A 25,989-nucleotide genomic window follows, 5' to 3' on the forward strand; every position below is an offset into this window, starting at 1 on the left:
GCAGAACGCGGGCCGCCCCTCCGAAAGGTCGTGCAATGCTGGATCTCAGACGCCGCAGGGTCGCGCAGGCTGCCACCCTCGGACTCTTCACCGCCGCCGCAGTGGCGCTCACCGGAGCGCCGGCCGCCGCGCACGTCACGGTCAGCCCGTCGGTCACCACCGCCGGTTCCTACACCGTCCTCACGTTCGGTGTGCCGCACGGCTGCGACACGTCGGCCACCACGAAGGTGTCGATCAAGATGCCGGAGCAGATCGTCTCGGTCACACCGACGGTCAACTCGAACTGGACCGTGCAGAAGGTGATGGCGGAGCTGAATCCGCCGGTCAAGGACGGCCACGGCAACGAGATCACGCAGCGGGTCACCGAGGTGGTCTACACCGCGAAGACGCCGCTGCCGGCCGACCTGCGGGACACGTTCGAACTGTCGCTGAAGCTGCCGGACGCGGCCGGCGAGACGCTGGCCTTCCCCGCCGTGCAGACCTGCGAGCAGGGTGAGACGCCGTGGGTGGAGATGCCCGCCGCCGGTCAGGACGCCGACGAACTGGAACACCCGGCGCCGGCGTTCGTGCTGACCGCGAAGGCCGACGCCGAGGGCGCCGAGGCGGCCGTGCAGCCGGTGTCGCAGACCACCGAGGAGCCCGCCGGCGGCACCGGAGTGGTCGGGTGGATCGCTCTGGTGCTCGGTGCGCTGGGCTTGGTGGCCGGCGGGCTGGCGCTGCTGCGTACCCGCAAGGCCGGCTGACGGGCGGACGACCTTGCGGGTGAGATCGCGCGGCACTCGGGCGGCAGCGCGATCGGTCCCGGGTGGGTGGGCGCGGCGGGCGTGTGCCGCCGCGCTCGCCGCCCTGCTCGGCCTGTTGGCTGCCGTCGCCCCGGCAGCGCCGGCGGCCGCTCATGCGGTGCTGGTGGGTACCGACCCGGCCGACGGAGCGGTGCTGACGACGGTCCCGGCCGAGGTCACGCTGACCTTCAACGAACCGGTGACCGTGCGTTCGGGTGGGGTCCGACTGCTCGACGCGGCCGGCGACGAACTGTCCACCGACAGCCGGTCGGTGGACACGACGGTGGTCCTGACCGTCCCACCGGACCTCGCCGATGGCACCTACATCGTCGCGTTCCGGGTGATCTCCGCGGACAGCCATCCCGTCTCCGGCGGGTTCAGTTTCGCCGTCGGCGCGCCGAGCAGTGCGACGGTAGCGGTACCGGAGAGTCGTCCGACCCGCGCACTGGACCTCCTGCGCCAGGGGGCCGAGGCGGTGGCCTATCTGGGCCTGCTTGTCGGTGCGGGCCTACTGGTCTTCCTCCTCGTCCTGCTCCGCGCCGAGGCACCGGTCCTGCGGCGTCGGCTGCTGCGGCTCGCCGGCTGGTCGGCGGGACTGACCGTGCTGGCCCGGCTGGTGCTGGTGCCGGCCGTCCCCGCCTGGCAGGACGGGCGCGGACTGACCGCCATCTTCGACGGGGCCCAGTGGCTGACCGGTCTACGGTCGGAGGAGGCACTGAGTTCGGTGCTTGTCGTCCTCGGGCTGGGCGCCGCGCTGTGGGCCACCGCGACCGTGGGGGCGAAGACGGGGCCGGCCGTCGCCGGTCAGCCGGCCCGGCGCGCCGCGCTGGCCGCGCTGGCCTTCGCCGGTGTCGCCCTCGCCTGGGGGGCGGTCGCGCTGGTCGGGCACACCCGCACCTACGGTCCGGCCTGGCTGGTCGTCCCGGCAGACATCCTGCACGTCACCACCGCCGGGGTGTGGCTGGGTGGTCTGGTGGCGCTGCCCTGGGCGCTGACCCGGTCCGCCGACCTATCGGCCGACGCGGCCGTCCGAACGGTGGCCGCGTTCTCCCGTACCGCCGCCGTCCTCGTCGGCCTGCTCAGCGCCGCTGGCCTGCTGGTCGCGTGGCGCATCCTGCGGTCCTGGGAGCCGTTGTGGGCGACCTCGTACGGCCTCGCCCTGCTCACCAAGGTCGGGCTGACCATCGTGGTGCTCGTCGTCGCCGCCCACAACCGGTTCCGCCTGGTGCCCCGCGTCCTCGCCGCTGACCGTGACGATGGTTCCGTGGTGGCGTGGCGCCTGCTGCGGCGTACCGTCCGGGTCGAGGCCGTGCTGCTGGTAGGTGTTGTTGTCGCCACCGGGATCCTGGTCACCCAGAGCCCGGTCATCGAGACCGCACCGAAGCCGGCGGTGGAGGCCGGCAGCGGCCCGCTCGTGGTGGAGGCGCCGCTGGGCTCCGGGCGTGCGGTCGCCCGGTTCACCCCCGGAGAGGTAGGTGTCAACTCGATGGAACTGGAGCTCGTCGACGCCGATGGCCAGCCCGTTGTACCGGTGGCGGAGCCGAAGCTGACGGTCCTGCTGCCGGCGATGGCTGTCGGCCCCCTGGAACGGACATTGACGCCTACCGGTCCGGGGCGCTACGAGGCGGTCGTCGACCTGCCGCTCGCTGGCTCGTGGGTGGTGCAGGCGAGCGTGCGGACCTCCAAGTACGAGAGTCCGATTGCCCGGTTCACGGTGGACGTTCGATGAGGCGACGGCGGTGGGCCAGGGCAGCGGTCGTGACGGTGGCCGGCGTGCTCGGCTATCTCGTACTGGGCGCGGTGCCCGCTGCCGCGCACGTCGAGGTGGCGGAGGCTCGGCCGAACGGTGACGGCACCGCCACCCTGACGTTCAGCTTCGACCACAGTTGCGACGACTCCCCCACCACCGAACTGGTAGTCGCCCTGCCGGACGGGGTGACCGCGTCCGCTGTCGCGGCACCGGAGGGCTGGTCCGGCGCGGTCGCCGGCGATCGCGTCACGTTCACCGGACCCGGCCTGGAGACCGCCAGTGTGGGCGTTACCGCCCGGATCGTGGCCCGAGCCGGGGACACCCTCATCTTCCCGGTGCTGCAACGATGCGCCGACGGCGGCTCGTACGACTGGATCGACATCACGGCAGACAGTGATCATCCCGCACCGCGGTTGATCGCCACCAACGCCGTGCTCGCCGCCCAGCCGGGGACGACCACCGCGCCACCGCTGGCCGGCGGCGCGGAGCGGACCCAGGGTGACGGCGCCACCCTGGGTCAAGCATCGGTCGTGGTCGTCGCCTTCGTCGCCGCCGCGGCGGTCGGTGGGTTCGTCGCCGTTCGGCGGCAGTGACCAGCCGGCAGCGGACCTGAGGTGCCGGCGCGGGGTAGCCCGCACCGGTCAGACGGCGCGGGCGATGCAGATGCGGGCGTCGAGCCTCGGCCCGGCCTCGTAGATCATGTACGAGACGCCGCCGTCGGTGCCGAAGGCCGGCGCGGCGACCCGACCGTTGTCCGAGGCGATCGGGGCGTGGAAGACCCCGAGGTGGACCTCCCGGTCGAAGTTGTTGCCGACCTCGGTGAGCCGGATCCGTCCGTCGTTGCCGTGGTAGGCGACGTAGCTGGTGCCGTTGCGCTTGAGCAGGTGCGGGCTGGAGATGTCGGTCAACCCGTCGCCGGCCGGCGAGATCAACGGGTTCGGGGCGAACTGCCACTGGTCCCAGCCGTTCGGTGACCAACCCCAGAAAATCTTGCGGGTGCCGGGGCCGACGGTGTGCGCCCCCATGAAGAGCATGACGTACTTGTTGTTCTTCCCGGCGACGGAGTGTTCGAAGACCCGGGCGTACGAGGTCTCGGTGGTGTTCGGCACCAGGCGGGTGCTCAGGATCGGCGTCTCGTTGGTGAAGGTGATGCCGTCGCGGGAGCGGGCCACCCGGGTGGTGAAGTTCTCCCCGTGGAAGTAGAGAAAGAACTCCCTGGAGGAGGCGTTCCACACCACATGCGGTGAGGAGACGTGGCTGACCGTCGTGGTGGGCAGCACCCGGTCGACGATCGGGTTCCCGGGGTGCTCGGTGTAGGGGCCTTCGAGCCGGTCGGCGTAGGCCAGGCAGATGCCGCCGGGCGCGTCGTGCGGGGCGTAGTAGAGGTAGTACCGCCCCCGGGCACCGGAGATCTTGTCGTAGACCCCACGTACGCAGGGGAAGATCATTTCGCCGGTGGGGTTGTACCGCAGCGGCGTGGCGAACGCGTCGCGGACATACCGGTAGCTGGGGAAGCCGGCCGGGCCGGCGAGGGCGGGAGCGGCGGCGAGGGTGCCGCCGAGCGCGGTGCCGGCGGCCGTGGCGGTGCCGATCAGGGCGGCGCCGCGCAGCAGGCCACGGCGGGTCACCGGGGCGGGTCGGGGTATGGACCGGTCGTGCATGCGGGTCTCCGATCGTGCGTGGGACGCTCGTCGATGGCGGAGCTGGGGACGGTGGTGGGAACGCGCTGCCGGCTGGGACGTGGCAGGTCGGTGGTGGCCGGCGTGAACGGCGGTCGCGGCATCGATTGCCGGTGACCGTGCGTGAGATCGGGCTCCATGAGGGAGCAGACCTTGTGATCGATGAGTCTGCGGTCGGCGACGAGCCCGGGTCAAGGTGCTAATACGAATTATCACGCCGATTATCCGGAGAGATTTTCCGACCACGGGGGTTGACGGCAGGCGGTTGCCGGTCGCAGGATTTCACACCAACGTAGCTAATGCGTATTAGCGCAGAAACGATTGGACACGGAAAGTGACCGGATCGCGTAGGCGGGTGACCCAGCAGGACATCGCCCGGATGACCGGCGTCAGCCAGGCGACGGTCTCGCTGGTGCTCAACGGCCGCGACGACGGCAGCGTCCGGATCGCCCCGGAGACCCGGGAACGGGTGCTGGGCGCCATCCGGGCCACCGGGTACGTCGCCGACCCGGTGGCCCGGCGGCTCGCCGCCCGGCACAACCGGATCCTCGGCGTCTTCACCTACGAGCCGGTGTTCCCGGCCGGCACCGGCGACTTCTACCACCCGTTCCTGGTCGGTATCGAGGAGTCCGCCGAGCGCCTCGGTTGCGACCTGCTGCTGCTCACCAGCGCACCGGTCACCGACGGCCGGCGGCGGATCTTCCACGACGACAACCGGCTGCGACTGGCCGACGGCTGCGTCCTGCTCGGTCGCTCGCTGGACCGCGACGAGCTGGGCCGGCTGGTCGCCGAGGGGCACCCGTTCGTCTCCGTCGGCCGACGCGACGACGCGGGCGGACCGGTGCCGTACGTCGGCGCGGACTACGCCACCGCCACCGCCGACGTGGTCCGGCGCGCCCTCGACGCCGGCCACAGCAGGCTGGCGTACCTCGGCCAGGGCGCGGGCCCGGAATCACACACCGACCGGTTCGCCGGATACCGGGCCGCCCTCGACGCGGCAGGACTGCCGACCCGGCACGAACCCACCGACCGCTCCCCCGCCGAGCTGCTCGACGCGCTGCTCGCCAGCGGAGTCACCGCCGTGGTGGTCGAAGAGTACGCCGACGGCGTTGCCCTGGCCGCCGTCGCCGCCGAGCGCGGCCGGACCGTGCCCTCCGACCTGTCCATCCTCGCCCTCGGCGACCCGACCCGACCGACGACCAGCGATCTGGAGTTCACCGGCTTCCGGATCCCCCGCCGCGAGATGGGATGGCAGGCCGTCGAGGTGCTCACCGGGCTGCTCGCCGGGGTGCCCGGCACGGTGACCCAGCGGCTGCTGCCGTGCCAGCCGGTCGACGGCGTGACCCTCCTGCCGCCCCGACCCTGACCCAGCTCACCCCCGGTCGCCACGCCCGCCCCGGCGACCCTGGACCGTTCCATGAGAGGACCGACCGTGCCCGAAATGCAGGCCGAAGTACTTGTCGTCGGCGGTGGGCTCGGTGGCGTGGCCGCCGCCCTGGCCGCGCTGCGCGCCGGCCGCAGCGTGCTGCTGACCGAGGAGTACGACTGGCTCGGCGGGCAGCTCACCAGCCAGGCCGTACCGCCGGACGAGCACTCCTGGGTGGAGCGCTTCGGCGTCACCGCCAGCTACCGGGCACTGCGTGACGGCATCCGGGAGCACTACCGACGGTGGTATCCGCTGACCGACCGGGCCCGGCGCACCACCGCGCTCAACCCGGGAGCCGGGCACGTCAGTCGGCTCTGCCACGAACCCCGGGTCGCGGTGACGGTGCTGGAGGCCATGCTGGGGCCGTACCGGGGATCCGGGCGGCTGCGGGTGCTCCAGCCGTACCGGCCGGTGGCGGCCGACACCGACGGCGACCGGGTCACCGGCGTCACCGTGGCGCACCGGCATACCGGCGAGCGGGTGCACCTGTCCGCGCCGTACGTGCTGGACGCCACCGAGACCGGCGAGTTGCTGCCGCTGACCGACACCGAGTACGTCACCGGCTTCGAATCGCGGGCCGACACCGGTGAGCCGAGCGCGCCGGAGCAGGCACAGCCGGCGAACATGCAGGCGGTGTCGGTGTGCTTCGCGGTCGACCACGTCGACGGCGACCACACCATCGACAAGCCGACGGCGTACGACTTCTGGCGGGCGTACCGGCCGCCGTTCTGGGGCGACCGGATGCTGTCGTTCCGCTCCCCCAACCCGCGTACCCTGGCAATCTCCGAACGCAGCTTCACGCCGAATCCGGACGACGACCCCTGGCTGGTCCAGGCCGACCAGCGGGTCAACCCGGGTGACGGGAACCTGTGGACATTCCGCCGGATCGCCGCCCGGCGCAACTTCGCCCCCGGTGCGTACGACAGCGACATCTGCCTGGTCAACTGGCCGATGATCGACTACTTCGAGCGGCCGGTGATCGACGTACCCGATGCCGACGCCGGCATCGCCGCGGCCCGGGAGCTGTCCCTGTCGGTGCTGTACTGGCTCCAGACCGAGGCACCGCGCACCGACGGTGGGACCGGTTTCCCCGGGCTGCGGCTACGCGGCGACGTCACCGGCACCGGCACCGCCGCCACCGGCGGGGACGTCACCCACAGCGGCCTGGCCCAGGCGCCCTACATCCGGGAGTCGCGCCGCATCCGCGCCGAGTACACGGTCGTCGAGCAGGACCTCTCCTTGGAGATCCGGGGCGACAAGGGCGCGGTCAGCTACGCCGACTCGGTCGGGGTCGGCATGTACCGCATCGACCTGCACCCCTCCACCGGCGGCGACAACTACATCGACGTGGCCTCCTGCCCCTTCGAGATCCCGCTCGGCGCCCTGATCCCCCGCCGGGTGGAGAACCTGCTGCCCGCCGGCAAGAACATCGGCACCACGCACATCACCAACGGCTCCTACCGCCTGCATCCCGTGGAGTGGAACGTCGGCGAGGTCGCCGGTCTGCTCGCGGACTTCTGCCTGGCCCGGCGGATCACCCCCCGCGCGGTGCGCTACACCCCCGGCCTGCTGGCCGACTTCCAGAACCGCCTCGCCGACTCCGGTGTCGAGCTGCGCTGGCCCGACATCGCCGGCTACTGAGGAAGGACATAACCCATGAGGAACCGGTTGACGGCCGTCGTCGCGCTCACCGCGCTGCTCGGCCTGAGCGCCTGCGGCGGCGAGTCCGCCGAGTCCGACGGCCCGGTCACGCTGCGGATGACCACCTGGTCGGCGAACGAGGCCCACCTGAAGCTGTTCAACGAGATCGCCGCCGAGTACACCGCGACGAACCCGGACGTCGCCGGGATCACCTTCGACCCGATTCCGTTCGAGAGCTACACCACCACCCTGACCACCCAGATCGCCGGCGGCAACCCGCCCGATCTGGCCTGGGTGCTGGAGAACTCCGCGCCCGACTTCGTCACCTCCGGCGCGCTGGTACCGCTGGACGACACCCTGAAGGGCACCGAGGGGTACGGCTTCGACGAGCTGGCACCGGCCGCGACGAAGCTGTGGCAGGCCGATGGCAAGCTGTACGCGTACCCCTTCTCCACCTCGCCGTTCGGGGTGTTCGTCAACACCGACCTGGTGAAGTCCTCCGGCGCGCAGAGCCCGGCCGAGCTGATCGCCGCCGGCCAGTGGACCTGGCAGAACGCGCTGACCACCGCGAAGACGGTACAGGCGGAGACCGGCAAGGCGGGTCTGGTGGTCCGCGACTTCGACTACAAGGGTTGGGATTTCCTGTCCACGGTGTGGACCGGTTGGGGAGCGCAGGCGTGGAGCGAGGACGGCCGCACCTGCGGCTTCAACTCGGCCGAGATGGTCGAGGCGATGACCGTCCTGCACCGGGGGATCTTCGTCGACAAGGCCCTGCCGGGCCCGGGTACCACCGCCGACTTCTTCGCCGGTGACGCCGGCATGACCATCACCCAGATCTCCCGCGCCTCCCTGCTGGAGGGGCAGAAGTTCGGCTGGGACCTGGTGCCGCTGCCCGCCGGGCCGAAGGGTGAGTACGCGGTGATCGGCCAGGGCGGCATGGGTGTGCTCAAGCAGGGCCGCAACGCCGAGGCCGCCGTCGACTTCCTGGCCTACCTGACAAACCCCGCCAACTCGGCGAAGCTGGCGCAGTTCTTCCCGCCGCCGCGTACCTCACTGCTCACCGCCGAAACGCTCGCGAAAACCAACCCGCTGCTGAGCCCGGAGCAGTTGCAGGCGGTGGTGATCGACGGGATCGCCGAGGGGGTGGTCAAGCCCAGCCACACCGGCCAGGCCGAGCTGAACCAGGCGGTCCGGGCCGCGCTGGACCCGCTGTGGCGGCCGGACGCGAACGTGCGGGGGGTACTCGACGGCGTCTGCACCGCGATCAACCCGCTGCTGGCGAAGTAGGGCCCGTGTCATGTCGGTCCTGACCAGGGACACCACGGGGCGGGCCGGTGACCGGTCCGCCCCCGGCGAGTCCGCACCGCGCCGGCGGCGCGGCTGGTGGACGACCCGCCGCCGCGACCAGCTCGCCGGGCTACTCTTCGTCGCACCGCAACTCGCCGGCTCGGTGCTGTTCGTGCTGATCCCACTCGGGCTGGTCGTCTGGTACAGCCTGCACGAGTGGAACGTGCTCGCCGGCACCTTCGAGTTCGTCGGCGCGGGCAACTACCAGGCCATGGCCGACGACCCCAACCTTCCGTCGGTGCTACGGGTAACCGCGCTGTTCTCGGTCGGCCTGGTGATGTTCAACCTCAGCCTGGCCCTGCTGCTCGCGGTGCTGCTCAACCAGCGACTGCGCGGCACCGTCGTGTTCCGGACGTTGTTCTTCTCCCCGGTGGTCGTCTCGCTTGTCGCCTGGACGATCGTGTGGGGGTTCCTGCTTCAGGACAACGGCGGCGTCAACGGGGCGCTGGGCGTGGCCGGCGTGGACGGGCCGAACTGGCTGCGCGGCGACTGGACGGCACTGCTGTCGGTGATCGTGGTGCAGGTGGTCAAGAACGTCGGCCTGAACATGGTCCTGTTCCTGGCCGCGCTCCAGGGCGTGCCGGCGGAGCTGTACGAGGCGGCCCGGGTCGAGGGCGCCAACGCCTGGACCCGGTTCCGGCGGATCACCGTGCCGCTGATCAGCCCGACCATCCTGCTCACCTCGATCATCACGGTGGTCGGGTCGTTGCAGGTGTTCGCCCAGATCGCCGTGCTCACCCAGGGCGGACCGGGCACCTCGACCACGGTGCTCGTCTACTACCTGTACCAGCGGGCGTTCCAGTTCCACCAGTTCGGCTACGGGGCCACGCTGTCGGTGCTGCTCTTCCTGATCGTGCTGGTGCTCACCGTCGTGCAGTGGCGGATGCGCAGAAGGTGGGTCTTCCATGAACAGTAGGCTCTCCGTACGGGCCAGGCTCGCGCTCTACGGCGCGCTCTGCCTGCTGGCCCTGCCGTTCGTCTTCCCCACCTGGTGGATGGTCACCTCGTCGGTGAAACCGGTGGGCGACATCTTCGCCTTCCCGCCGTCGCTGATCCCGACCGAGGCCAGCCTCTCCGCGTACCGTCGGGTCTTCGAGCTGCAACCGTTCGCGCAGCAGTACCTCAACAGTGGGTACATCGCGGCGGTGGTCACCGTCGGCACCCTGGCCGTGTCGTCGCTGGCCGGGTACGCCTTCGCCCGGATCCGCTTCCGGGGCCAGCAGGTGCTGTTCGTGGTGGTGCTGGTCGGGCTGCTCATCCCGAGTGAGGTGACGATCGTCCCGCTGTTCCGGATGTTCAACTCCTGGGGCCTGGTGGACACCCACTGGCCGCTGATCCTGGTGCCGATCCTGGGCGCGCCGAGCGTGCTGGCCACCTTCATCATGCGGCAGTTCTTCATCACCCTCCCGGCCGAGTTGGAGGAGGCGGCACGGGTGGACGGGCTGGGTCGCTTCGCCACCTTCTGGCGCATCGCGTTGCCGCTGGCCCGCCCGGCGCTCGGCGCGGTGGCGATCTTCACGTTCCTGCACAGCTGGAACCTGTACCTGGAGCCGATCGTCTTCCTCTCCACACCGGAGAAGTTCACCCTGCCGCAGGCGTTGACCCAGTTCGTCGACGCCTACGGCGGGCCGATGTGGGACGTGCAGCTGTCGGCGGCCTCGATGACCGCCATTCCCATCCTGGTCATCTTCGTGATCGCGCAACGGCAGTTCATCGAGGGCCTGGCCCACACCGGCCTGAAGGGCTGACGCGCACCCGCGCGGACCTCAGGTGCGGCGAGCCCCGGGCGATCGTCGCTGATCGCCCGGGGCTCGTGGTGCGGGTGCCGGATCAGGCGAGGTCGAACCGATCCAGTTCCATCACCTTGGTCCAGGCGGCCACGAAGTCGGCCACGAACTTGCCACGGGCGTCGTCGCTGGCGTAGACCTCGGCGAGCGCCCGGAGCTGGGAGTTGGAGCCGAAGATGAGGTCGACCGCGGTCGCGGTCCACTTCACCTGGTCGGTGGCCACGTCACGGATCTCGTACACGTGCTCGTCGGACTCCGACGCCTTCCACCGCGCGCCCGTGGAGAGCAGGTTGCGGAAGAAGTCGTTGGTGAGCACGCCGGGCCGGTCGGTGAGCACGCCGTGCCGGCTGTCGCCGACGTTGGCGCCGAGGGAACGCAGGCCGCCGATCAGGACGGTCATCTCGGGCGCGGTCAGGTTGAGCATGTACGCCCGGTCGATCAGCAGCACCTCCGGCTGGGTCTTCTCGCCAGCCCGCAGGTAGTTGCGGAACCCGTCGGCACGCGGCTCCATGACCCGGAACGACTCGATGTCGGTCTGCTCCTGGCTGGCGTCGGTACGACCCGGGTGGAATGGGACGGTGACCTCGACACCGGCGTCGCGCGCGGCCTTCTCGACGGCGGCCGAACCGGCCAGCACGATCAGGTCGGCGAGGGAGATCTTGGCTCCGCCCGCCGCGTTGAACTCCTGCTGAATGCCCTCCAGGGTGCTCAGCACCGTGGCGAGCTGCTCCGGCTGGTTGACCTCCCAGCTGCGCTGCGGTTCGAGGCGGATCCGGGCGCCGTTGGCACCACCGCGCTTGTCGGTGTACCGGAAGCTCGCGGCCGAGGCCCAGGCGGTGCTCACCAACTGGGCGGTGGTGAGACCGGACTCCAGCACCTTCGCCTTCAGCGCCGCGACATCGGCGTCACCGACCAGCTCGTGGTCGACGGCCGGCACCGGGTCCTGCCACAGCTGGGGCTCCGGCACCCACGGTCCGAGGAACCGGCTGACCGGGCCCATGTCGCGGTGCAGCAGCTTGAACCACGCCTTGGCGAAGGCAAGGGCGAACTCGTCCGGGTTCTCCAGGAACCGGCGGGAGATCTTCTCGTACGCCGGATCGACGCGCAGCGACAGGTCGGTCGTGAGCATCGTGGGCTTGTGCTTCTTCGACGGGTCGTGGGCGTCCGGGATGATCGCCTCGGCGTCCTTGGCGACCCACTGCTTGGCACCGCCGGGGCTGGTGGCGAGTTCCCACTCGTAGCCGAAGAGGATCTCGAAGAAGCGGTTGCTCCACTGCGTCGGCCGGTCGGTCCAGGTGACTTCGAGGCCGCTGGTGATGGTGTCGGCGCCCTTGCCGCTGCCGTACGTGCTCAGCCAGCCAAGGCCCTGCGACTCCAGCGGCGCGCCCTCGGGCTCCGGGCCCACGTGGTTGTCGGCGACACCCGCGCCGTGGGTCTTGCCGAAGGTGTGGCCGCCGGCGATCAGCGCGACGGTCTCCTCGTCGTTCATCGCCATCCGGGCGAAGGTCTCCCGGATGAAGTGTGCCGCCGCGAGCGGGTCCGCGTTGCCGCGCGGGCCCTCGGGGTTGACGTAGATCAGGCCCATCTCGGTCGCGCCGACGCCCTGCGACATCTCCTTCTCGGAGACGTAGCGCTCGTCACCGAGCCAGGTGTCCTCCGGACCCCAGAAGATCTCCTCGGGCTCCCAGACGTCCTCGCGGCCGAAGCCGAACCCGAAGGTCTTGAAGCCCATCGACTCCAGGGCCACGTTGCCGGCGAGCACGAGCAGGTCGGCCCAGGAGATCTGCTGGCCGTACTTCTGCTTCACCGGCCACAACAGGCGGCGGGCCTTGTCCAGGTTGGCGTTGTCCGGCCAGCTGTTGAGCGGGGCGAAGCGCTGACCGCCGTCGCCGGCGCCACCGCGTCCGTCCTCGATGCGGTAGGTGCCCGCGGCGTGCCAGCTCATCCGGATCATGAGGCCGCCGTAGTGACCGAAGTCGGCCGGCCACCAGTCCTGCGAGGTGGTGAGGACCTCGGTGATGTCCCGCTTGAGCGCCTCGACGTCGAGCTTGGCGAACTCCTTGGCGTAGCTGAAGTCCTCCCCCAGCGGGTTGCCCTTCGACGAGTGGGCGTGCAGCACCGAGAGGTCGAGTTGGTTGGGCCACCAGTCCCGGTTCGTCCGCGGACGACCGCCGGTCTTCGGGGTCGGCGAGTCGATCGCCGGGTTCTCGCTCTCGCTGCCGTGGGCGGTCACGGAGTCGTGCGCGACCGGGCAGCCGGCGGCTGCCTTGGCGTCCACGCCCTGGGCGCTGGACGGGGCGTCGTGCTCTGCGTTGCTCAATGTGCTTCCTTCCGACCTGGCGGTTCACTTGTGGTGCGGGCGGTCGCGCAGTCGGGGCAGGTGCCCCAGTAGACGACCTCCGCCTCGTCGACCACGAACCCGTGGTCGTTGGAGGCGGTCAGACAGGGGGCGTAGCCGACGGCGCAGTCCACGTCGGCGATCACACCGCAGGAGCGGCAGACGACATGATGGTGGTTGTCCCCGACCCGGGACTCGTAGCGGGCGATCGCTCCGGTGGGCTGGATGCGCCGTACCAGACCGGCGTCGGTGAGCGCCCGCAGCACATCGTAGATCGCCTGGTGGGACACGGTGGGATGATCGGCGCGGACCAGCCGGATCACGGTGTCGGTGTCGACGTGCGGGTGGTCGCGCAGCGCCGCGAGCACCGCCAACCGGGGCCGGGTCACGCGCAACGAGACCGCCCGCAGCTGCGCCTCGAAGTCGGCCGTCATGCCGACGAACCTACTCGACTCTTCTGGAATCAATCAAGTTTTCGAGTGATCAGGCTTTCGTGTCGTCGGTTTCCCCACCCTGGTCCGCGGCCGTCGGCGTGACGGAGGTCACCGAGGCGGTGATCGGCGTCTGTTCGGGGGTCGGCGCTGTGGTTTCGGCAGGTTCCGTGGTCGGCGCCGCAGTCGGTTCGGGCGGCGCAGACGGGCTGGGTGGGCGCGACGTCGCCGACGGACTCGACGTCGCCGACGGGTCGGGCGTTGGGCTGGTCGTCGCCGACGGGTCGGGCGTGGGGCTGGTCGTCGCCGACGGGCTCGGCGAGATCGACGGATCGGATGTGGGCGGTGTCGAGCTGGTCGGCCCGCCCGATGGCGTCGGCGATGGTGCGCCCGACGGCCGGGCATCGGGCTGACCCGATCCGCCCCCGCCGCCGTCCGGAGACCGGCTGCCCCCGTCCGGCGTGCCCGACCGACCTCGGGAGGACTCCTTCTTCGACGCCGCCGGCTCCGTCGACGCCGCCGGCTCGGCCGACGCGGAGGCCAGGACCGCTGTCCGTACGTGCGTGCCGGCATGCTCGCAGGCGACACCCGACAGACTGAACCGCTCCGGTGTCTCGTGCCCACCGGACTCGACCCGGCCGTGCAGGGTTGCCGTGACGCCGGTGCCCGGCTCCGACGGCTCGGCCAGCCGGAGGGTCACCCGCTGCTCGTCGTGCGTCCAGGTGGCGCCGCGCACGTCGAGGAGGTGTTGACTGGCCGGCAGGGTGAAGGTCAGTGCCCCTTGCCCGGCCGCGGGTTGCCCGCTTCCCGTCACGTTGATCTGCGCAAGGAAGTGACCATCGGCCGCCTGCTGTGCCCGGTACCGCACCGTGCAGCCGGCCTCGGCGGCCGGTGGGTCGGCCGAGCCTTCCTCGGCGGTGAGCAGCCCCGGCAAAACCCCGGCCAGCGCGGCTGCCGCCGCGGCGGGCGCGGCGAACAGCAGCCCGCGGCGCCGCCCGGCGACCGCCGACCGTCGGGACCGTCCACCGGCCGGCCGGGTGGGGCCGGCGACCGCCCGGGTGGGTACGACATGAGTGGCTGTGGAGCCCGACGCCGGCCGCACGTTCGTGGTCACCCCGGCCAGTGCCTCGGCAAGTTCGGCCGCCTCCGGACGCCGATTCGGATCGGTGGCCAGACACCGACCGAGCAGCTGCGCGTGAGAGTCGGACAGTCCCTCGACGGTGGGGACGGCCACCGTTTCGTTCGGAGAGCGTCGAGGAGCCTGACCGGTGAGGCATTCGGCGAGCACGACGCCGAGGGCGAACACGTCACCGGCCGGCACCGCCTCCGCTCCGGCGGTCAGCTCCGGCGGCAGGTAGCTCGGGGTTCCCCACAACTGCCCGTCCGGCTCCGCCGGGTCGTCACCCGCGCCGGCCGCGATACCGAAGTCGACGACCTTCACGCCGCTCTCGGTGAGCATGATGTTGCCGGGCTTGACGTCCCGGTGCACGATGCCCTGCTCGTGCGCGGCGGCGAGAGCCGCCGCCACCTCCCGACCGATCCGCACCGCCTCGACCGGGGGCAGCGGGCCGGCGGCACGCAGCCGAGCGGCCAGCGTCGATCCGGCGACGAACTCCATCACCAGGAACGGGGTGGGTGTGCGGGTCAGGTGCCGCTGCTCGCCGTAGTCGTAGACCCGGGCGACGCCCGGGTGGTCCAGCCGTGCGGCGGCCAGCGCCTCGCGGCGGATGCGGTCGCGGGCCGCCGGGTCACCCAGCAGCGGCGCCGACAGCAGCTTCACCGCGACGGTACGCTGCAATCGCAGGTCGTAGCCGCGCCAGACGGTGGCCATCCCACCCCGGCCGACCGGTTCGTCGAGCCGGTAACGCCGCTGCAGACATCGCACGAGCCCAACCTCCCGCTCCGGTCGCGCACCCCCGGTAGGGGTGTCCGTCGGCGGATCGTGTCCGGTCACCGCCCTGGTCGACTATCGCGCTACCCCCGGCCGCAGGCGGGAAAACCCCTGGTCAATGAGTTGGTGCGCCTCGATCCGTGATGTCACGTGACCGTCACACGTTCGCGCGGCACTCGTCATCCCGCAGGGCATCTCTGGGAACAGGCACTCTTTCGAGGAGGCGACGACATGCGCGACCGACCTATAGCCACCTGGGCCACGCGGCGTCTGCGCGCCGCCTACGACCCCGCAGTCCAGCCGGCCGCGCGCGCCGGCCGAGGAGCCGCCCGGCCCGGTGTACGGCACGCGGCGGTCGCCACCGCGCTGGCGGCCGTACTCGCCGTCACCGGCTGCGCCCCCGAGCCGGTGGCGGAACCGCCACCGCCCGCCACCGGCACCAGCCCGCCGAACACCCTCGCGAAGGTCGACGTCGGTGACTCGCTGACCGTGACGGCGACCGTCGACCAGGTCATCGACGAGCGCGCGCTCGTCGTACGCGATGTCGACCTGGCCGATCGCACCCTGCTGGTGCTGACCCGGCAGGCGGTGGAGGCGGCCCCGCCGCAGTTGGTGAGCATGGAGGGAACGGTGGTCCGCTTCTCGTACCGCAGCCTCGCGACCCGCCACCAACTGACCGACCCCACGGCGTACCGCCCGTTCGAAGGGCAGAAGGCACTGGTGGCCAGTCAGGTCACCGTGTGGCGGTGACGGCACCCAGGTAGGCGGCCGCAGTCGATGCGGCCACCCGCAGGTGGGCCCGAGTGGGACATCACGGTTTGCGTGCGACGAGTCCGACGAAGGTGTGGTAAGTGTCGCTCTGCTCCGGCGCGGCCTCATCCGGGTCCGGTCGCCACGCGGCCACCGGCACCAGGCCCGGTTCCAGCACCTCCAGGCCCTCGACGAAGGAGAGGATCTCCTCGTCGGTACGCCACCGACCGGTGCCGAGGGACTCGTTGAAGATGCGTTCGACCTCGCGCGCCTTCCGGGAGGCATCGGGTTGCCGGTCACCGGGATCACGGAAGTGGGAGATCGCGACGAAGCTGCCCGACGGCAGGGCGTCGATCAGCCTCGCCGCCACCGCCTTTGGGTTCTCGTCGTCCGTCAGGTGATGCAGAATCGCGAAGAGCAGCAGCCCGACGGGACGGTCGAAGTCCAGGAACCGGCGGACCTCCGGGTGTTCCAGGATGGCCTCCGGCGACCGGATATCGGCCTGGACCACCGTCGCGGTTCCGGCGTCGGCCAGCAGCGCCCGACCGTGCGCCAGCACGATCGGATCGTTGTCGACGTAGACCACCCGCGCCTGCGGATCGTGGCGCAGGGCCACCTGGTGCACATTGCCCTGGGTGGGCAGACCGGAGCCGAGATCGAGGAACTGGCCGATGCCCTGCTCGGTGAGGAGACGCACCGCCCGACGCAGGAAGGCCCGATTCGCCTGGCCCGCCTGCGGGCCGTCCGGCGTGATCCTGAGCGCGTGCTCGGCCACAGCGCGGTCCACCGCGAAGTTGTCCTTGCCGCCGAGCATGAAGTCGTACACCCGGGCGATGCTCGGCACACTCATGTCCACCCCGGGCGGTGCCGCCTCTTGACTCGCCACAGCTCGTCTCCTCGTCCACATCAGATCGCGGTCGGTCGAACCGCTGGATCGAGCGCCGGATCCGAGTGTAGCCAGACCTCGAAGTGTGTTCGGTCGGCGGCGCCGTCCCGGTTTGCTCGCCATGCGCCGGTCATCCTAAGTGGTCCGTGCGGGGACACACACGCCGCGGCTCGCCTCGGTCCCGCGTTGGCCGGGACGTCTCTTCCGCCTCGTCGCGCCCGACGAGGTGTGCTCAACTGTCGTGCTGTCGGCGCACCATCTCGGTGATCCAGGTCGGCGCGTACGGAGAGGTACAGCCCGGCGAGGTCGGGTAGTCCTTGAGCACCCCCAGACGCTCCCCAATGCCGATCGCGCGGGCGCGGTGCTCTGCGTGCTCGATCCCGATCTGCGCCAGGCAGTGGTTCATCGCCCACTGCAGGCGGTCCGGGGCGTCCTTCATCTCCGCCTCGATGGCATCGAGCAGCCCGGTGAGGTCGAGGCCCGCGGGCTTCGCGGCCACCCGGTCGGTGGTCAGCGCCCAGCCGGCGCTGGCGACGACCGGGTCAGGATCGACCAACCACGCCCGGCGCAGGTCCTCACCGTGCGGGCTCTTCCGCACCACGTAGTTCACCAGCCAGTCGTGCACCTTGGGTCGACGCGCCTGGCGCAGCATGGTGTCCAACTGGTCGCGCTCGAACGCCTTTGGACGGCAGATCAGAATCGCCAGGAGTCGCGCCGCGGTGTCACCCGTCTGCCACAGCTGCCACGCGAGATCCTGCTGGGTCTTCAGCCGCTTCGCGAGGGCGCGCAGCCTGCTGAGGTTCACACCGTGGTCGTCACCGTGCCTCTCGTTGACCTCGCGCGTCCTCGGGTCCGCCAGCTCGGCCAACTCAGCCATCACCTGCGTTACTGTCGTCCCGGTCAGCGGCGTTCCGGCCATCTCTGCCCCCTGCTCGTCACCCACCGAGGCAGCGTACGACGAGGCGCACCGTGGGCCGGACATTCGACGAGCGCACGGCGTCCGACAGCGACCCTAGGACGCCTGGCGGATGGGCATGTCGGCCCGCCAGACCTCGGCCAGGTCGCCGAGGGGTACGCCCAGGGCCTGACTGAGGCAGACCACCGTGCCGAACGCCGGCGCGGGGAGGCGACCCGCCTCGATCTTGCGCAGCGTCTCCGGAGAGATGCCGGCCGCCAGGGCCACGTCGACGAGGCTACGGCCGGCCCGGGCGGCCCGAAGGGCGGCTCCGAGACGCTGGCCCGCGGCGATCTGTTCGGCGGTGAGCGGTTGGCGAACCATGCCAGCAGGATATCCCCTCCCGCGCAGCACCATCGTGACGTGGTATAAAAATACCGCGGGGGATGAGGGAGGCTTTCATGATCGAGCTCAAGTCGGCCGAGGAGATCGAGCGGATGGCGGTGACCGGCCAGTTCGTCGGCGAGCTGCTCGCCGAACTGAGCGGGGTCGCCGCGGTCGGCGTCAACCTGATGGACCTCGAGCACTACGCTCGTCGCCGCATCGACGAACGCGGCGCGCAGTCCTGCTACTGGGATTACGCCCCCTCGTTCGGCCGCGGTCCGTTCCGCAACGTGCTGTGCCTGTCGGTAAACGACGCGGTGCTGCACGGTCTCCCCCACGACTACGTCCTGCGCGACGGCGATCTGCTCAGCATCGACATGGCGGTCGGCATCGACGGCTGGGTCGCCGACTCCGCGCTCTCGGTCGTCGTCGGCACCCCCGACCCGGCCGACCTGAGGCTGATCGAGGCCACCGAGGTCGCACTGGAAGCCGCCATCAAGACCGCCCAGCCCGGCGGCCGCCTGGGAGACGTCTCCGCCGCGATCGGCGAGGTCGCCCAAACCTACGGTTACCGGGTCAACGCCGAGTTCGGCGGCCACGGCATCGGCCGCACCATGCACGAGGCCCCGCACGTGGCCAACAGCGGCCGTCCCCGTCGCGGCCTGAAACTCGAACCCGGCCTCACCATCGCCATCGAACCCTGGCTCTGCCACTCCACCGACAAGATCAGGTACGACAAGGACGGCTGGACCATCCGGTCGGCGGACGGTTCCCGCACCGCCCACTCCGAGCACACGGTCGCAATAACGGATTCCGGCCCCCGGGTCCTGACCCGCCGCCCCACCCGCGGCACCGCCTCCGCCGACCGCCCCGTGAGGTCCGCCACCCACTTGTGACCCGGAGCGATCTCCGGGCGGTCGACGGGCTGCCGTGTCGCAGGCCAGGCGAGCTATCGGGGGGTCAGGACACCGAACTCGTTGCCGTCCGGGTCGGCCAGGACGACGTGCCCTTCCTCCGGGCGTTGTCCGACGTCGACGTGGCCGGCGCCGAGGGCGAGTGCCCTGGCCACCGTCTGCTGCTGGTCAGCGAGGCTGGCGCTGGTGAGATGCAGGTGCACCCGGTTCTTCCCCACCCGCCTTGCGCGGCTCTCCGCGAACCGGAGGCCGAGCTGTGTGTCCGTGCCGGGGAGAAACGTACCGCCGCCGGCATCGTGAACGACCTCCCGGCCGAGCAGGCCGGCCCAGAACTGCGCCAGCCGCAGCGGCCCGCTCGCGTCGAAACACACCGCGACAAGCTGACCCGTCATCGCATTCCCCAATCGCCGGCTGACCACAGTCGGCAGCACGCCATCCATCGGGTGGACCGTAGGGAGATTCGTCGCCGCGCGCCGCCCAATATCGCGACGCCCGCGCGGGCTCCGAGCGGCGTGTCGGCCGCCGTGGGGGTCAGCAGCCGAGGCGCCTGGTGGACAGCGCGATGTCGTCGATCCAGAGGTCGAACTCGCCAGGCGTGGTGCCGCCCTGGTAGAGCTGCCAACCGATCTTCACGGTGTTCACCGTCGGCAGGACGAACGGCACGTCGTTGCCGCCGTGTTCGGTGGTGGAGGCGGTCAGCTCCGGGTTCGCCACCCCGTCGATCCACACCGCGACCCGGTTGTCCGCCGGGTCGAGCTGCCATTCGAAGCACTGCCAGGTGTCCTCGACGACCGGGGCGGACTCGCGCCAGTTGGTCCAGTCGCCGGTCGGCCCGCCGTCGGCGCCGACCCCCCAGAAGATTCCGGGGACCGTGGGTGCGTACTGCCCGCCGACCGGACGGACGATCTCCGAACTACCGGTGCCGGTCGCCTCGACCAGAGTGAAGTGCGCCCAGTCCGGCCCGGTGGGGAAGGCGTCGACGCGCAGCCGCATCCGACCGTAGAAACGGTTGCCCGGCGCGGCGAAATCGTCGACGCGCAGGAAGGCACGTCCGTTGTCGACGGTGTGGACGTGCAACACCTGGTTGCCCCGGCCGGCACGTTCCACGGTGAGCGTGCCGTTGCGCGTGTCGATGCCCCAGTCCAGGGTGCTGGCGCCACCGCGCGGAAGGCGCTCGAAGTCCTCGCAGAAGAGCATGTGCCGGGTGCAGGAGCCTCGGTGGGAGGCATCCGCGGCGTCGGACGGGACAGTGCCGACGGTGACGCCGGCCATCAGGGCGGTCAACGTGGCAAGGAGGCTGCGCATGTTCCCTCCAGGGAGATGTCTTCCACCAGGACAAAGTGGCGGCAAGCTTGGGAGCGTTCCCATATATAGCAGATGTTGAATCTCCCTGTTGGCGTTGTCCTACCCCTCGGCGACGCGCATACTGAGCTGAACCTCGTCTTCTCGTTCGCCTCTGGGCCGCAACCGCGAACGGCACGACGGGGTTTCTCCATCAGTGCGGCGTTCGATGAAGCGCAGTTGTGGACGTGTTACAGAGGAGTACCAGCCATGAGACCGATCGTCCTGGTGCACGGCTTCTGGGTGACACCCCGCAGCTGGGAGCACTGGATCACCCACTACGAGAGCAAGGGCCACCAGGTGGTGGCTCCCGCGTACCCGGGGTTCGAGGTCGAGGTGGAGGCGCTCAACGCCGACCCGACCCCGATCGCACAGGTGACGGTTCCACAGATCATCGCCCACCTCGAAGAGGTCGTGCGGGGGCTGCCGGAGCCTCCGATCATCATCGGTCACTCCGCCGGCGGCGCCTTCACCCAGATCCTGCTCGACCATGGTCTCGGCGCGGCTGGAGTGGCGCTCAACTCGGCACCCACGGAGGGTGTACGCGTGGTCCCCCTGTCCCAGGTCAAGTCCACGTTCCCAGTGCTCAGAAACCCTGCCAACCGGCACAAGGCGGTCGGCCTGACCCTCGACCAGTGGAAGTACGCGTTCACCAACACGTTCGCCGACGAGGAGTCGCGGGCGCTCTACGAGCGCTACCACATTCCCGCCCCCGGCGGCATCGTGTGGGGCGGCGTCCTGGCCAACTTCCAGCCCGGTCACCAGGACACCTGGGTCGACTACCAGAACGATGACCGCGCGCCGCTGCTGTTCGTGTCCGGCGGCGCCGACCACATCATGCCGCCCGCCGTGCAGAAATCGAACGCGGAGCACTACACCTCCGACACCGTCACCGAACGCCGCGAGTACCCGGGCTACGCCCACCTGCTGCCGGCCCAGCAGGGATGGGAGCGGATCGCGGACGAGGTGCTCGACTGGGCCGTACGGCACGCGGCGTGACCGACGTACGGATCACGCACGTCGGCGGCCCGACCGTGCTGATCGAGGTCGACGGTTGGCAGTTGCTCACCGACCCGACCTTCGACGCGCCCGGTCGTACCTACCGGTTCGGCTGGGGTACCGCCTCGCGTAAGCTCACCGGCCCGGCGTTGGCCGCCGAGTCGCTCGGCGACCTCGACGCGGTGCTGCTGACCCACGACCACCACGCCGACAACCTCGACGACACCGGCCGGGTCCTGTCACGGGCGGCGGGCCGGGTCGTCACCACCGTGGCCGGCGGCCGGCGACTCGGTGCCGCCGCCACCGGCCTGGCACCGTGGCAGCACACCACGCTGACCGCGCCCGGCCGCCCGACCATCGAGGTCATCGCGACTCCGTGCCGGCACGGCCCGCCGCTGAGCCGGCCCGTCGTCGGCGAGGTGACCGGGTTCGTGCTGCGTTGGCCCGGCCAGCGGCACGGTCCCCTCTGGATCACCGGCGACACCGTGCTCTACGACGGAGTCCGTCAGGTCGCCGACCGGTTCGCCATCGGCACCGTGGTGCTGCACCTCGGGGCGGTGCGGTTCGGCCTCACCGGGCCGCTGCGCTACACGATGACCGCCGCCGAGGGCGCCGAACTGTGCGGGCTGCTCAAGGCCCACACGGTGCTGCCCGTGCACTACGAGGGCTGGGGGCACTTCCGCGAGGGCCGACCGGCAATCGAGGCCGCCTTCGCCGCCGCGCCGTCCCCGGTCCGGGAGAGCCTGCACTGGCTCACCCCCGGCACGGCCACCACCGTCACGATTTGACCGAGCGAAACAACAAGAGTCCAGAGCGCCAGGTCACCACGACGCAGTCAAGTCACCGCGATCTGCCGCTGCACACCAGTACCCCGGCCGCCCGGCGATCAGGAAGACCATCATCATGAACAGCCCCGCCCAGCGGACGACCGCCGAGACGCCGACCGCGAAACAGCGACGCGTGTGGAACAGGTCCGCACCCAGCTACGACAAGCAGATCGCGTTCTTCGAGCGGGTCCAGTTCGCTGGTGGCCGCGAATGGCTGGGGGTCCGCGCGCGTGGTCGGGTGTTGGAGGTCGCCATCGGCACCGGTCGGAACCTGCCGTACTACCCCGCCGACGTGACCGTGGTGGGCGTCGAACTGAGCCGGGCGATGCTGGACATCGCGCGGCGACGCGCCGCAGACCTCGGCCGCGCGGTCGACCTGCGCGAGGGCGACGCGGAGGCGTTACCTTTCACCGCCGCGTCGTTCGACACCGTGGTCTGCGCGCTCTCACTCTGCAGCATCCCGCACCCGGCGCAAGCGATCGACGAGATGAAGCGCGTCCTCGTGCCCGGCGGCCGGCTGCTCCTGCTGGACCACATCGGTAGCACGTGGCCACCGGTTCACGCCGCGCAGTGGCTCCTTGAACGGCTGACGGTTCGTTCGGCCGGCGAGCACCTCACCCGCCGTCAGTTGCCACTGGTGCGGGCTACGGGGTTCACGATCGTCGAGGCCGAGCGGTTGAAGGCCGGCACCGTCGAGCGCGTGCACGCGGTCAAGCCCGACTGAGCAGCCGACGTCGCCCGGGAACCGAGCATCGCTCGCCTTAATATGAGTTAACTGGTATAGATCCATCTCAATTGATTCCGGTTAGGTTGGCGGTGGCCCACCTGATCCGGCTGGCGTTCCTCCGAGGCGCCCGGCAGCGGCGCCGGCCAGGTCAACGGGCTGCGACACCCGCAGCACCGTCGCCCAAACCCCGAGGGCGGAGCGCGGCGGGACGACCCCCGCCCCGATCGCGGCGCACCCCCGATCCGCGCCGCCGTTTCCACAGGAGGCAATAGATGAGACGAGTTCTCACCTTCGCGGCAGCAGCGATCCTGCTGCCCGTCGGTGCCATCGCCGTCGCGGTAACCCCCGCCGCAGCGGCCCCGACGCCCACCCCCGACACCGCCACCGTGGCCGCCGCATCGTCGGAGATGCTCGCCGCGATGCAGCGTGACCTCGACCTGACCCCGACCGAGGCGCGCACCCGGATCGCCCGCGACGACAAGGGAACCAGGACGGACGCCAGTCTGCGCCGGTCCCTGGGTTCGTCGTACGCCGGTGGTTGGATGACCGCCGACGGCCTGGTCGTCGCCGTCACCGGCAAGGCCGCAGCCAACCGGGTAAAGGCCGCCGGCGCACGGGCGACGATCGTCGAGCGCAGCGGCGCCGAACTGGATCGGATCAAGGCGTCCCTGGACCGCCACGCCGCCAAGGCGCCGGCCGGCGCGGTTCCCGGGTGGTATGTCGACGTCACGACCAACACCGTCGTGGTCCTCGCCAGCGGTGACACCGCTGCGGCCGCAAAGTTCGTCCGTACGAGCCGCGTCGACGCCACCGCGATCCGGGTGGTCAGCACCACCGAGGCTCCTCGGCTGCTCTACGACGTCCGTGGCGGCGACGCCTACTACATGGGCGGGCGCTGCTCGGTCGGGTTCTCGGTGACCGGCGGCTTCGTCACCGCCGGGCACTGTGGCCGTACCGGCACCGCCACCCAGGGCTACAACCAGGTGGCCCAGGGCACCTTCCGTGGGTCGTCGTTCCCGGGCAACGACTACGGCTGGGTTCAGACCAACTCGAACTGGACGCCGCAGCCGTGGGTCAACAACTACTCCGGCGGCAACGTGACGGTCGCCGGCTCCACCGAGGCCGCCGTCGGCGCGGCCGTCTGCCGCTCCGGCTCGACCACCGGCTGGCGGTGCGGCACCATCCAGGCCAAGAACCAGACCGTCAACTACGCCGAGGGTTCGGTCAGCGGGCTGACCCGCACCAACGCCTGCGCCGAGCCGGGCGACTCGGGCGGGTCGTGGCTGTCCGGCCAGCAGGCCCAGGGCGTGACCTCGGGCGGCTCCGGTAACTGCTCCTCCGGCGGGACCACCTACTTCCAGCCAGTCAACGAGATTCTCTCGGCGTACGGCCTGACGCTGCGCACCAGTGGTGGCGGGACGCCGCCCCCGCCCACCGGGTGCAGTGGCTACGAGGCGACCTACACCGGCAGCATCTCCTCCGGCCAGAGCCGGTACCAGCCCAACGGCAGCTACTACTACTCGTCCTCCTCGGGCACCCACCGCGGCTGCCTGGACGGGCCGACCGGCGTGGACTTCGACCTCTACCTGCAGAAGTGGAGCGGGTCGGCCTGGGTCGACGTGGCCGGCTCCTACAGCCCCGGGCCGGACGAGTCGCTGACCTACAACGGCACGGCGGGCTACTACCGCTTCGAGGTGCACGCGTACAGCGGCTCCGGCAGCTACTCGCTGGGCATCACCAACCCCTGACCCATCGATGACCCGGTGGCGGGCTGCGGATCGACCGCACCCCGCCACCGGTGTTCGACAGCTCCCGCTGGCCGCTCGTCGCGGCCGGCGAGGTCGCGCAACAGGTCCGCGGCGCGGCCGACCCCGCCCGTCTTGCGACTCTGCTCACCCCAGTGGCAGCTGCGCTGCCGGAAGCCGTCCTCCGACAGCAGCCGACGCAGCTTGCCGGTGACCTCGTCCGGGTCCACCCGGGGTGGTTGGTCGAGGGCCAGCCCGACACCCGCGTCGACCGCCCGGGCGGCGATGTCGTAGCAGTCCAGCCAGAACGGGGTGATCAGCATCGGCTGCCCGAAATGGACGCCCTCGTGGAAGCCGTTCGCACCGCCGTGGCAGACGAAGGCCCGTACGCGCGGGTGAGCGAGCACCGCCAGTTGCGACGGAATCCACTCCTCGACCCTGATGTTCGCCGCCAGCGGCCTGGTCAACGCACCCCGTTGCCGGAGCGGCAGTTTCCACAGCACCTGGTGTTCCGGACCGATCCGGCCGAATGCTTCGGCGAACGCGTCGAGCTGGGCAGCGGAGAGAGTGGCCAGGGTACCCAGGCAGGCGTACACCACGCTGGTCTGCTGGTCCAGCCAGTCGGTCAGTTCGTCGCTACCAGGCTCGGGCGGCGTGGGCTCCTCAGGCACCATGGCGCCCAACAGGCGCAGGTGGTCCGGCGCGGGAAAGGGGTACTCCAGCCCGAACACGGTGTAGCCGAAGACGGCGACCGCCGCGGCGGCGTACTCCGCGGGATCACCGGAGGCGTTGGCCATACCGTTGGCCCGGCGCCGCCAGGTCGGCCCGGTCAGCGCGCGCAGCAGCGCCATGTGCAGCCGTAGGCGGAACAGCACATTCGTCAACTTCTGTGCCCCGGTCAGCCGGCGCGGAAGCCCCGAGGTCGGCGTCGGGTAGTCCCACGGCAGACGGCTCAGATAGGCGGCGCTGATCGGATACGGCACGCTCAGCACGTAGGGCACTCCCGCAGCGGTCGCCGCGTCGAGTGCGCCGATGTTCATCACGTCGATGACCATCAGCCGGGGGCCGACCCGCTCGATGTGGTCGAGATTGCGCCGGTAGACCTGAGCGGTGGCGTCGGCCGTACGCACCGCCCGGGCGAGAGCCGCCAGGCCGGCGGTGGTACGCGGTCGTCCGGCCATCGCCGCGTACAGCTCGCCCTCGATCCGCACCGGCTGGTCGGCACCGGGCAGGTATCGCAGCGGGCTGCCGAGCGCGGCCGCCTCGACCCGGCGCCGGCCGTCGACGTCGACGCTGAACCACAGATCCGGTTCGCCCCGGCGGGACATCTCGGCGGCGACGGTCAGCAACGGGTTGAGCTGTCCGGGATGGGACGGGCTGGCAAACAGGATCGGCCTGCGGGACACGGCCCCGGCTGCTGACACCTCTGCTCCTGACACGTCGACACGG

The 25,989-nt window shown here is 70.8% G+C and carries 24 protein-coding genes; 14 read left to right on the forward strand and 10 right to left on the reverse strand.

The features are described from left to right. The first annotated feature begins 35 nt into the window (after window positions 1-35). From O7601_RS23615 to O7601_RS23625, 3 genes are read left to right on the forward strand one after another with little or no spacing between them, the layout of a single operon-like run. Window positions 36-743, forward strand: a complete 708-nt coding sequence (locus O7601_RS23615) for a YcnI family protein (protein WP_281563276.1) — start codon at window positions 36-38, stop codon at window positions 741-743. A 19-nt stretch (window positions 744-762) separates the two neighbouring features. Further along, a complete protein-coding gene (locus O7601_RS23620) occupies window positions 763-2,511 on the forward strand; it encodes a FixH family protein (RefSeq protein ID WP_281563277.1) in 1,749 nt (582 codons plus the stop codon). Next, entirely contained in the window at window positions 2,508-3,125 is a 618-nt protein-coding gene (locus O7601_RS23625) for a DUF1775 domain-containing protein (RefSeq protein ID WP_281563278.1), read from the forward strand. Before O7601_RS23620 ends, O7601_RS23625 begins: the two co-directional genes overlap by 4 nt. 48 nt (window positions 3,126-3,173) lie before the next feature. Here O7601_RS23625 and O7601_RS23630 read toward each other — a convergent pair whose 3' ends face one another. Beyond that, window positions 3,174-4,193 (reverse strand): hypothetical protein, encoded by a 1,020-nt coding sequence (locus O7601_RS23630; RefSeq protein ID WP_281563279.1) that lies wholly within the window; start codon window positions 4,191-4,193, stop codon window positions 3,174-3,176. Window positions 4,194-4,566: 373 nt separating this feature from the next. On the opposite strand from O7601_RS23630, the gene O7601_RS23635 reads away from it, so the two are divergent. The 5 genes from O7601_RS23635 to O7601_RS23655 all read left to right on the forward strand — a co-directional run bounded on the left by O7601_RS23635 (window position 4,567) and on the right by O7601_RS23655 (window position 10,373). Then, the gene (locus O7601_RS23635) at window positions 4,567-5,577 is read left to right on the forward strand and encodes a LacI family DNA-binding transcriptional regulator (protein ID WP_281563280.1); all 1,011 of its coding nucleotides are present in this window, start codon (window positions 4,567-4,569) and stop codon (window positions 5,575-5,577) included. A 75-nt stretch (window positions 5,578-5,652) separates the two neighbouring features. After that, window positions 5,653-7,278 carry an FAD-dependent oxidoreductase gene (locus O7601_RS23640; RefSeq protein WP_281567014.1) on the forward strand — a complete coding sequence of 542 codons (1,626 nt, stop codon included), beginning with the start codon at window positions 5,653-5,655 and terminating at the stop codon, window positions 7,276-7,278. 15 nt (window positions 7,279-7,293) lie between these two features. Beyond that, the gene (locus O7601_RS23645; RefSeq protein ID WP_281563281.1) at window positions 7,294-8,565 is read left to right on the forward strand and encodes a sugar ABC transporter substrate-binding protein; all 1,272 of its coding nucleotides are present in this window, start codon (window positions 7,294-7,296) and stop codon (window positions 8,563-8,565) included. Window positions 8,566-8,575: 10 nt separating this feature from the next. Then, window positions 8,576-9,541 (forward strand): sugar ABC transporter permease, encoded by a 966-nt coding sequence (locus O7601_RS23650; protein ID WP_281563282.1) that lies wholly within the window; start codon window positions 8,576-8,578, stop codon window positions 9,539-9,541. Beyond that, window positions 9,531-10,373, forward strand: coding sequence for a carbohydrate ABC transporter permease (locus tag O7601_RS23655; protein WP_281563283.1), 843 nt, complete (start codon window positions 9,531-9,533; stop codon window positions 10,371-10,373). The genes O7601_RS23650 and O7601_RS23655 overlap by 11 nt, the downstream gene beginning before the upstream one ends. Before the next feature lie 82 nt (window positions 10,374-10,455). On the opposite strand, the gene katG is transcribed toward O7601_RS23655, so the two are convergent. From katG to O7601_RS23670, 3 genes are read right to left on the reverse strand one after another with little or no spacing between them, the layout of a single operon-like run. Beyond that, window positions 10,456-12,732: a catalase/peroxidase HPI gene (gene katG / locus O7601_RS23660; RefSeq protein WP_281563284.1), complete on the reverse strand. Its 2,277-nt coding sequence runs from the start codon at window positions 12,730-12,732 to the stop codon at window positions 10,456-10,458. Further along, window positions 12,729-13,184, reverse strand: a complete 456-nt coding sequence (locus O7601_RS23665) for a Fur family transcriptional regulator (RefSeq protein ID WP_281563285.1) — start codon at window positions 13,182-13,184, stop codon at window positions 12,729-12,731. Before O7601_RS23665 ends, katG begins: the two co-directional genes overlap by 4 nt. A 49-nt stretch (window positions 13,185-13,233) precedes the next feature. Then, on the reverse strand, window positions 13,234-15,066 hold the full coding sequence (locus O7601_RS23670) for a protein kinase (protein ID WP_281563286.1): 1,833 nt from the start codon (window positions 15,064-15,066) through the stop codon (window positions 13,234-13,236). A 237-nt stretch (window positions 15,067-15,303) separates the two neighbouring features. Here O7601_RS23670 and O7601_RS23675 point away from each other — a divergent pair, with 237 nt between their 5' ends. Further along, window positions 15,304-15,822: a hypothetical protein gene (locus tag O7601_RS23675; protein WP_281563287.1), complete on the forward strand. Its 519-nt coding sequence runs from the start codon at window positions 15,304-15,306 to the stop codon at window positions 15,820-15,822. A gap of 61 nt (window positions 15,823-15,883) precedes the next feature. Here O7601_RS23675 and O7601_RS23680 read toward each other — a convergent pair whose 3' ends face one another. The 3 genes from O7601_RS23680 to O7601_RS23690 all read right to left on the reverse strand — a co-directional run bounded on the left by O7601_RS23680 (window position 15,884) and on the right by O7601_RS23690 (window position 17,987). Continuing rightward, window positions 15,884-16,708 (reverse strand): SAM-dependent methyltransferase, encoded by an 825-nt coding sequence (locus tag O7601_RS23680; protein ID WP_281563288.1) that lies wholly within the window; start codon window positions 16,706-16,708, stop codon window positions 15,884-15,886. Between the two features lie 232 nt (window positions 16,709-16,940). Then, window positions 16,941-17,627 carry a DNA alkylation repair protein gene (locus tag O7601_RS23685; protein ID WP_348650271.1) on the reverse strand — a complete coding sequence of 229 codons (687 nt, stop codon included), beginning with the start codon at window positions 17,625-17,627 and terminating at the stop codon, window positions 16,941-16,943. Window positions 17,628-17,720: 93 nt separating this feature from the next. Then, window positions 17,721-17,987, reverse strand: a complete 267-nt coding sequence (locus tag O7601_RS23690; RefSeq protein ID WP_281563290.1) for a helix-turn-helix transcriptional regulator — start codon at window positions 17,985-17,987, stop codon at window positions 17,721-17,723. Window positions 17,988-18,064: 77 nt separating this feature from the next. Here O7601_RS23690 and map point away from each other — a divergent pair, with 77 nt between their 5' ends. Then, on the forward strand, window positions 18,065-18,883 hold the full coding sequence (gene map, locus O7601_RS23695) for a type I methionyl aminopeptidase (protein WP_281563291.1): 819 nt from the start codon (window positions 18,065-18,067) through the stop codon (window positions 18,881-18,883). Window positions 18,884-18,936: 53 nt separating this feature from the next. On the opposite strand, the gene O7601_RS23700 is transcribed toward map, so the two are convergent. After that, window positions 18,937-19,293: a VOC family protein gene (locus O7601_RS23700; RefSeq protein WP_281563292.1), complete on the reverse strand. Its 357-nt coding sequence runs from the start codon at window positions 19,291-19,293 to the stop codon at window positions 18,937-18,939. A 139-nt stretch (window positions 19,294-19,432) separates the two neighbouring features. Continuing rightward, complete coding sequence (locus O7601_RS23705; protein ID WP_281563293.1) at window positions 19,433-20,206, reverse strand: hypothetical protein; 774 nt, start codon at window positions 20,204-20,206, stop codon at window positions 19,433-19,435. A 246-nt stretch (window positions 20,207-20,452) separates the two neighbouring features. Here O7601_RS23705 and O7601_RS23710 point away from each other — a divergent pair, with 246 nt between their 5' ends. The 4 genes from O7601_RS23710 (at window position 20,453) to O7601_RS23725 (ending at window position 24,543) form a co-directional block, all read left to right on the forward strand. Then, window positions 20,453-21,241, forward strand: coding sequence for an alpha/beta hydrolase (locus tag O7601_RS23710; RefSeq protein ID WP_281563294.1), 789 nt, complete (start codon window positions 20,453-20,455; stop codon window positions 21,239-21,241). Further along, window positions 21,238-22,029 (forward strand): MBL fold metallo-hydrolase, encoded by a 792-nt coding sequence (locus tag O7601_RS23715; protein WP_281563295.1) that lies wholly within the window; start codon window positions 21,238-21,240, stop codon window positions 22,027-22,029. Before O7601_RS23710 ends, O7601_RS23715 begins: the two co-directional genes overlap by 4 nt. A gap of 115 nt (window positions 22,030-22,144) precedes the next feature. Next, entirely contained in the window at window positions 22,145-22,792 is a 648-nt protein-coding gene (locus O7601_RS23720; RefSeq protein ID WP_281563296.1) for a class I SAM-dependent methyltransferase, read from the forward strand. Between the two features lie 275 nt (window positions 22,793-23,067). Further along, entirely contained in the window at window positions 23,068-24,543 is a 1,476-nt protein-coding gene (locus O7601_RS23725) for a S1 family peptidase (protein WP_281563297.1), read from the forward strand. Here O7601_RS23725 and O7601_RS23730 read toward each other — a convergent pair. After that, window positions 24,516-25,964: a glycosyltransferase gene (locus O7601_RS23730; protein ID WP_281563298.1), complete on the reverse strand. Its 1,449-nt coding sequence runs from the start codon at window positions 25,962-25,964 to the stop codon at window positions 24,516-24,518. The genes O7601_RS23725 and O7601_RS23730 overlap by 28 nt on opposite strands. Between the last annotated feature and the right edge of the window lie 25 nt (window positions 25,965-25,989).

It is taken from the genome of Verrucosispora sp. WMMD573 (assembly GCF_027497175.1).
Classification (GTDB): Bacteria; Actinomycetota; Actinomycetes; order Mycobacteriales; family Micromonosporaceae; genus Micromonospora.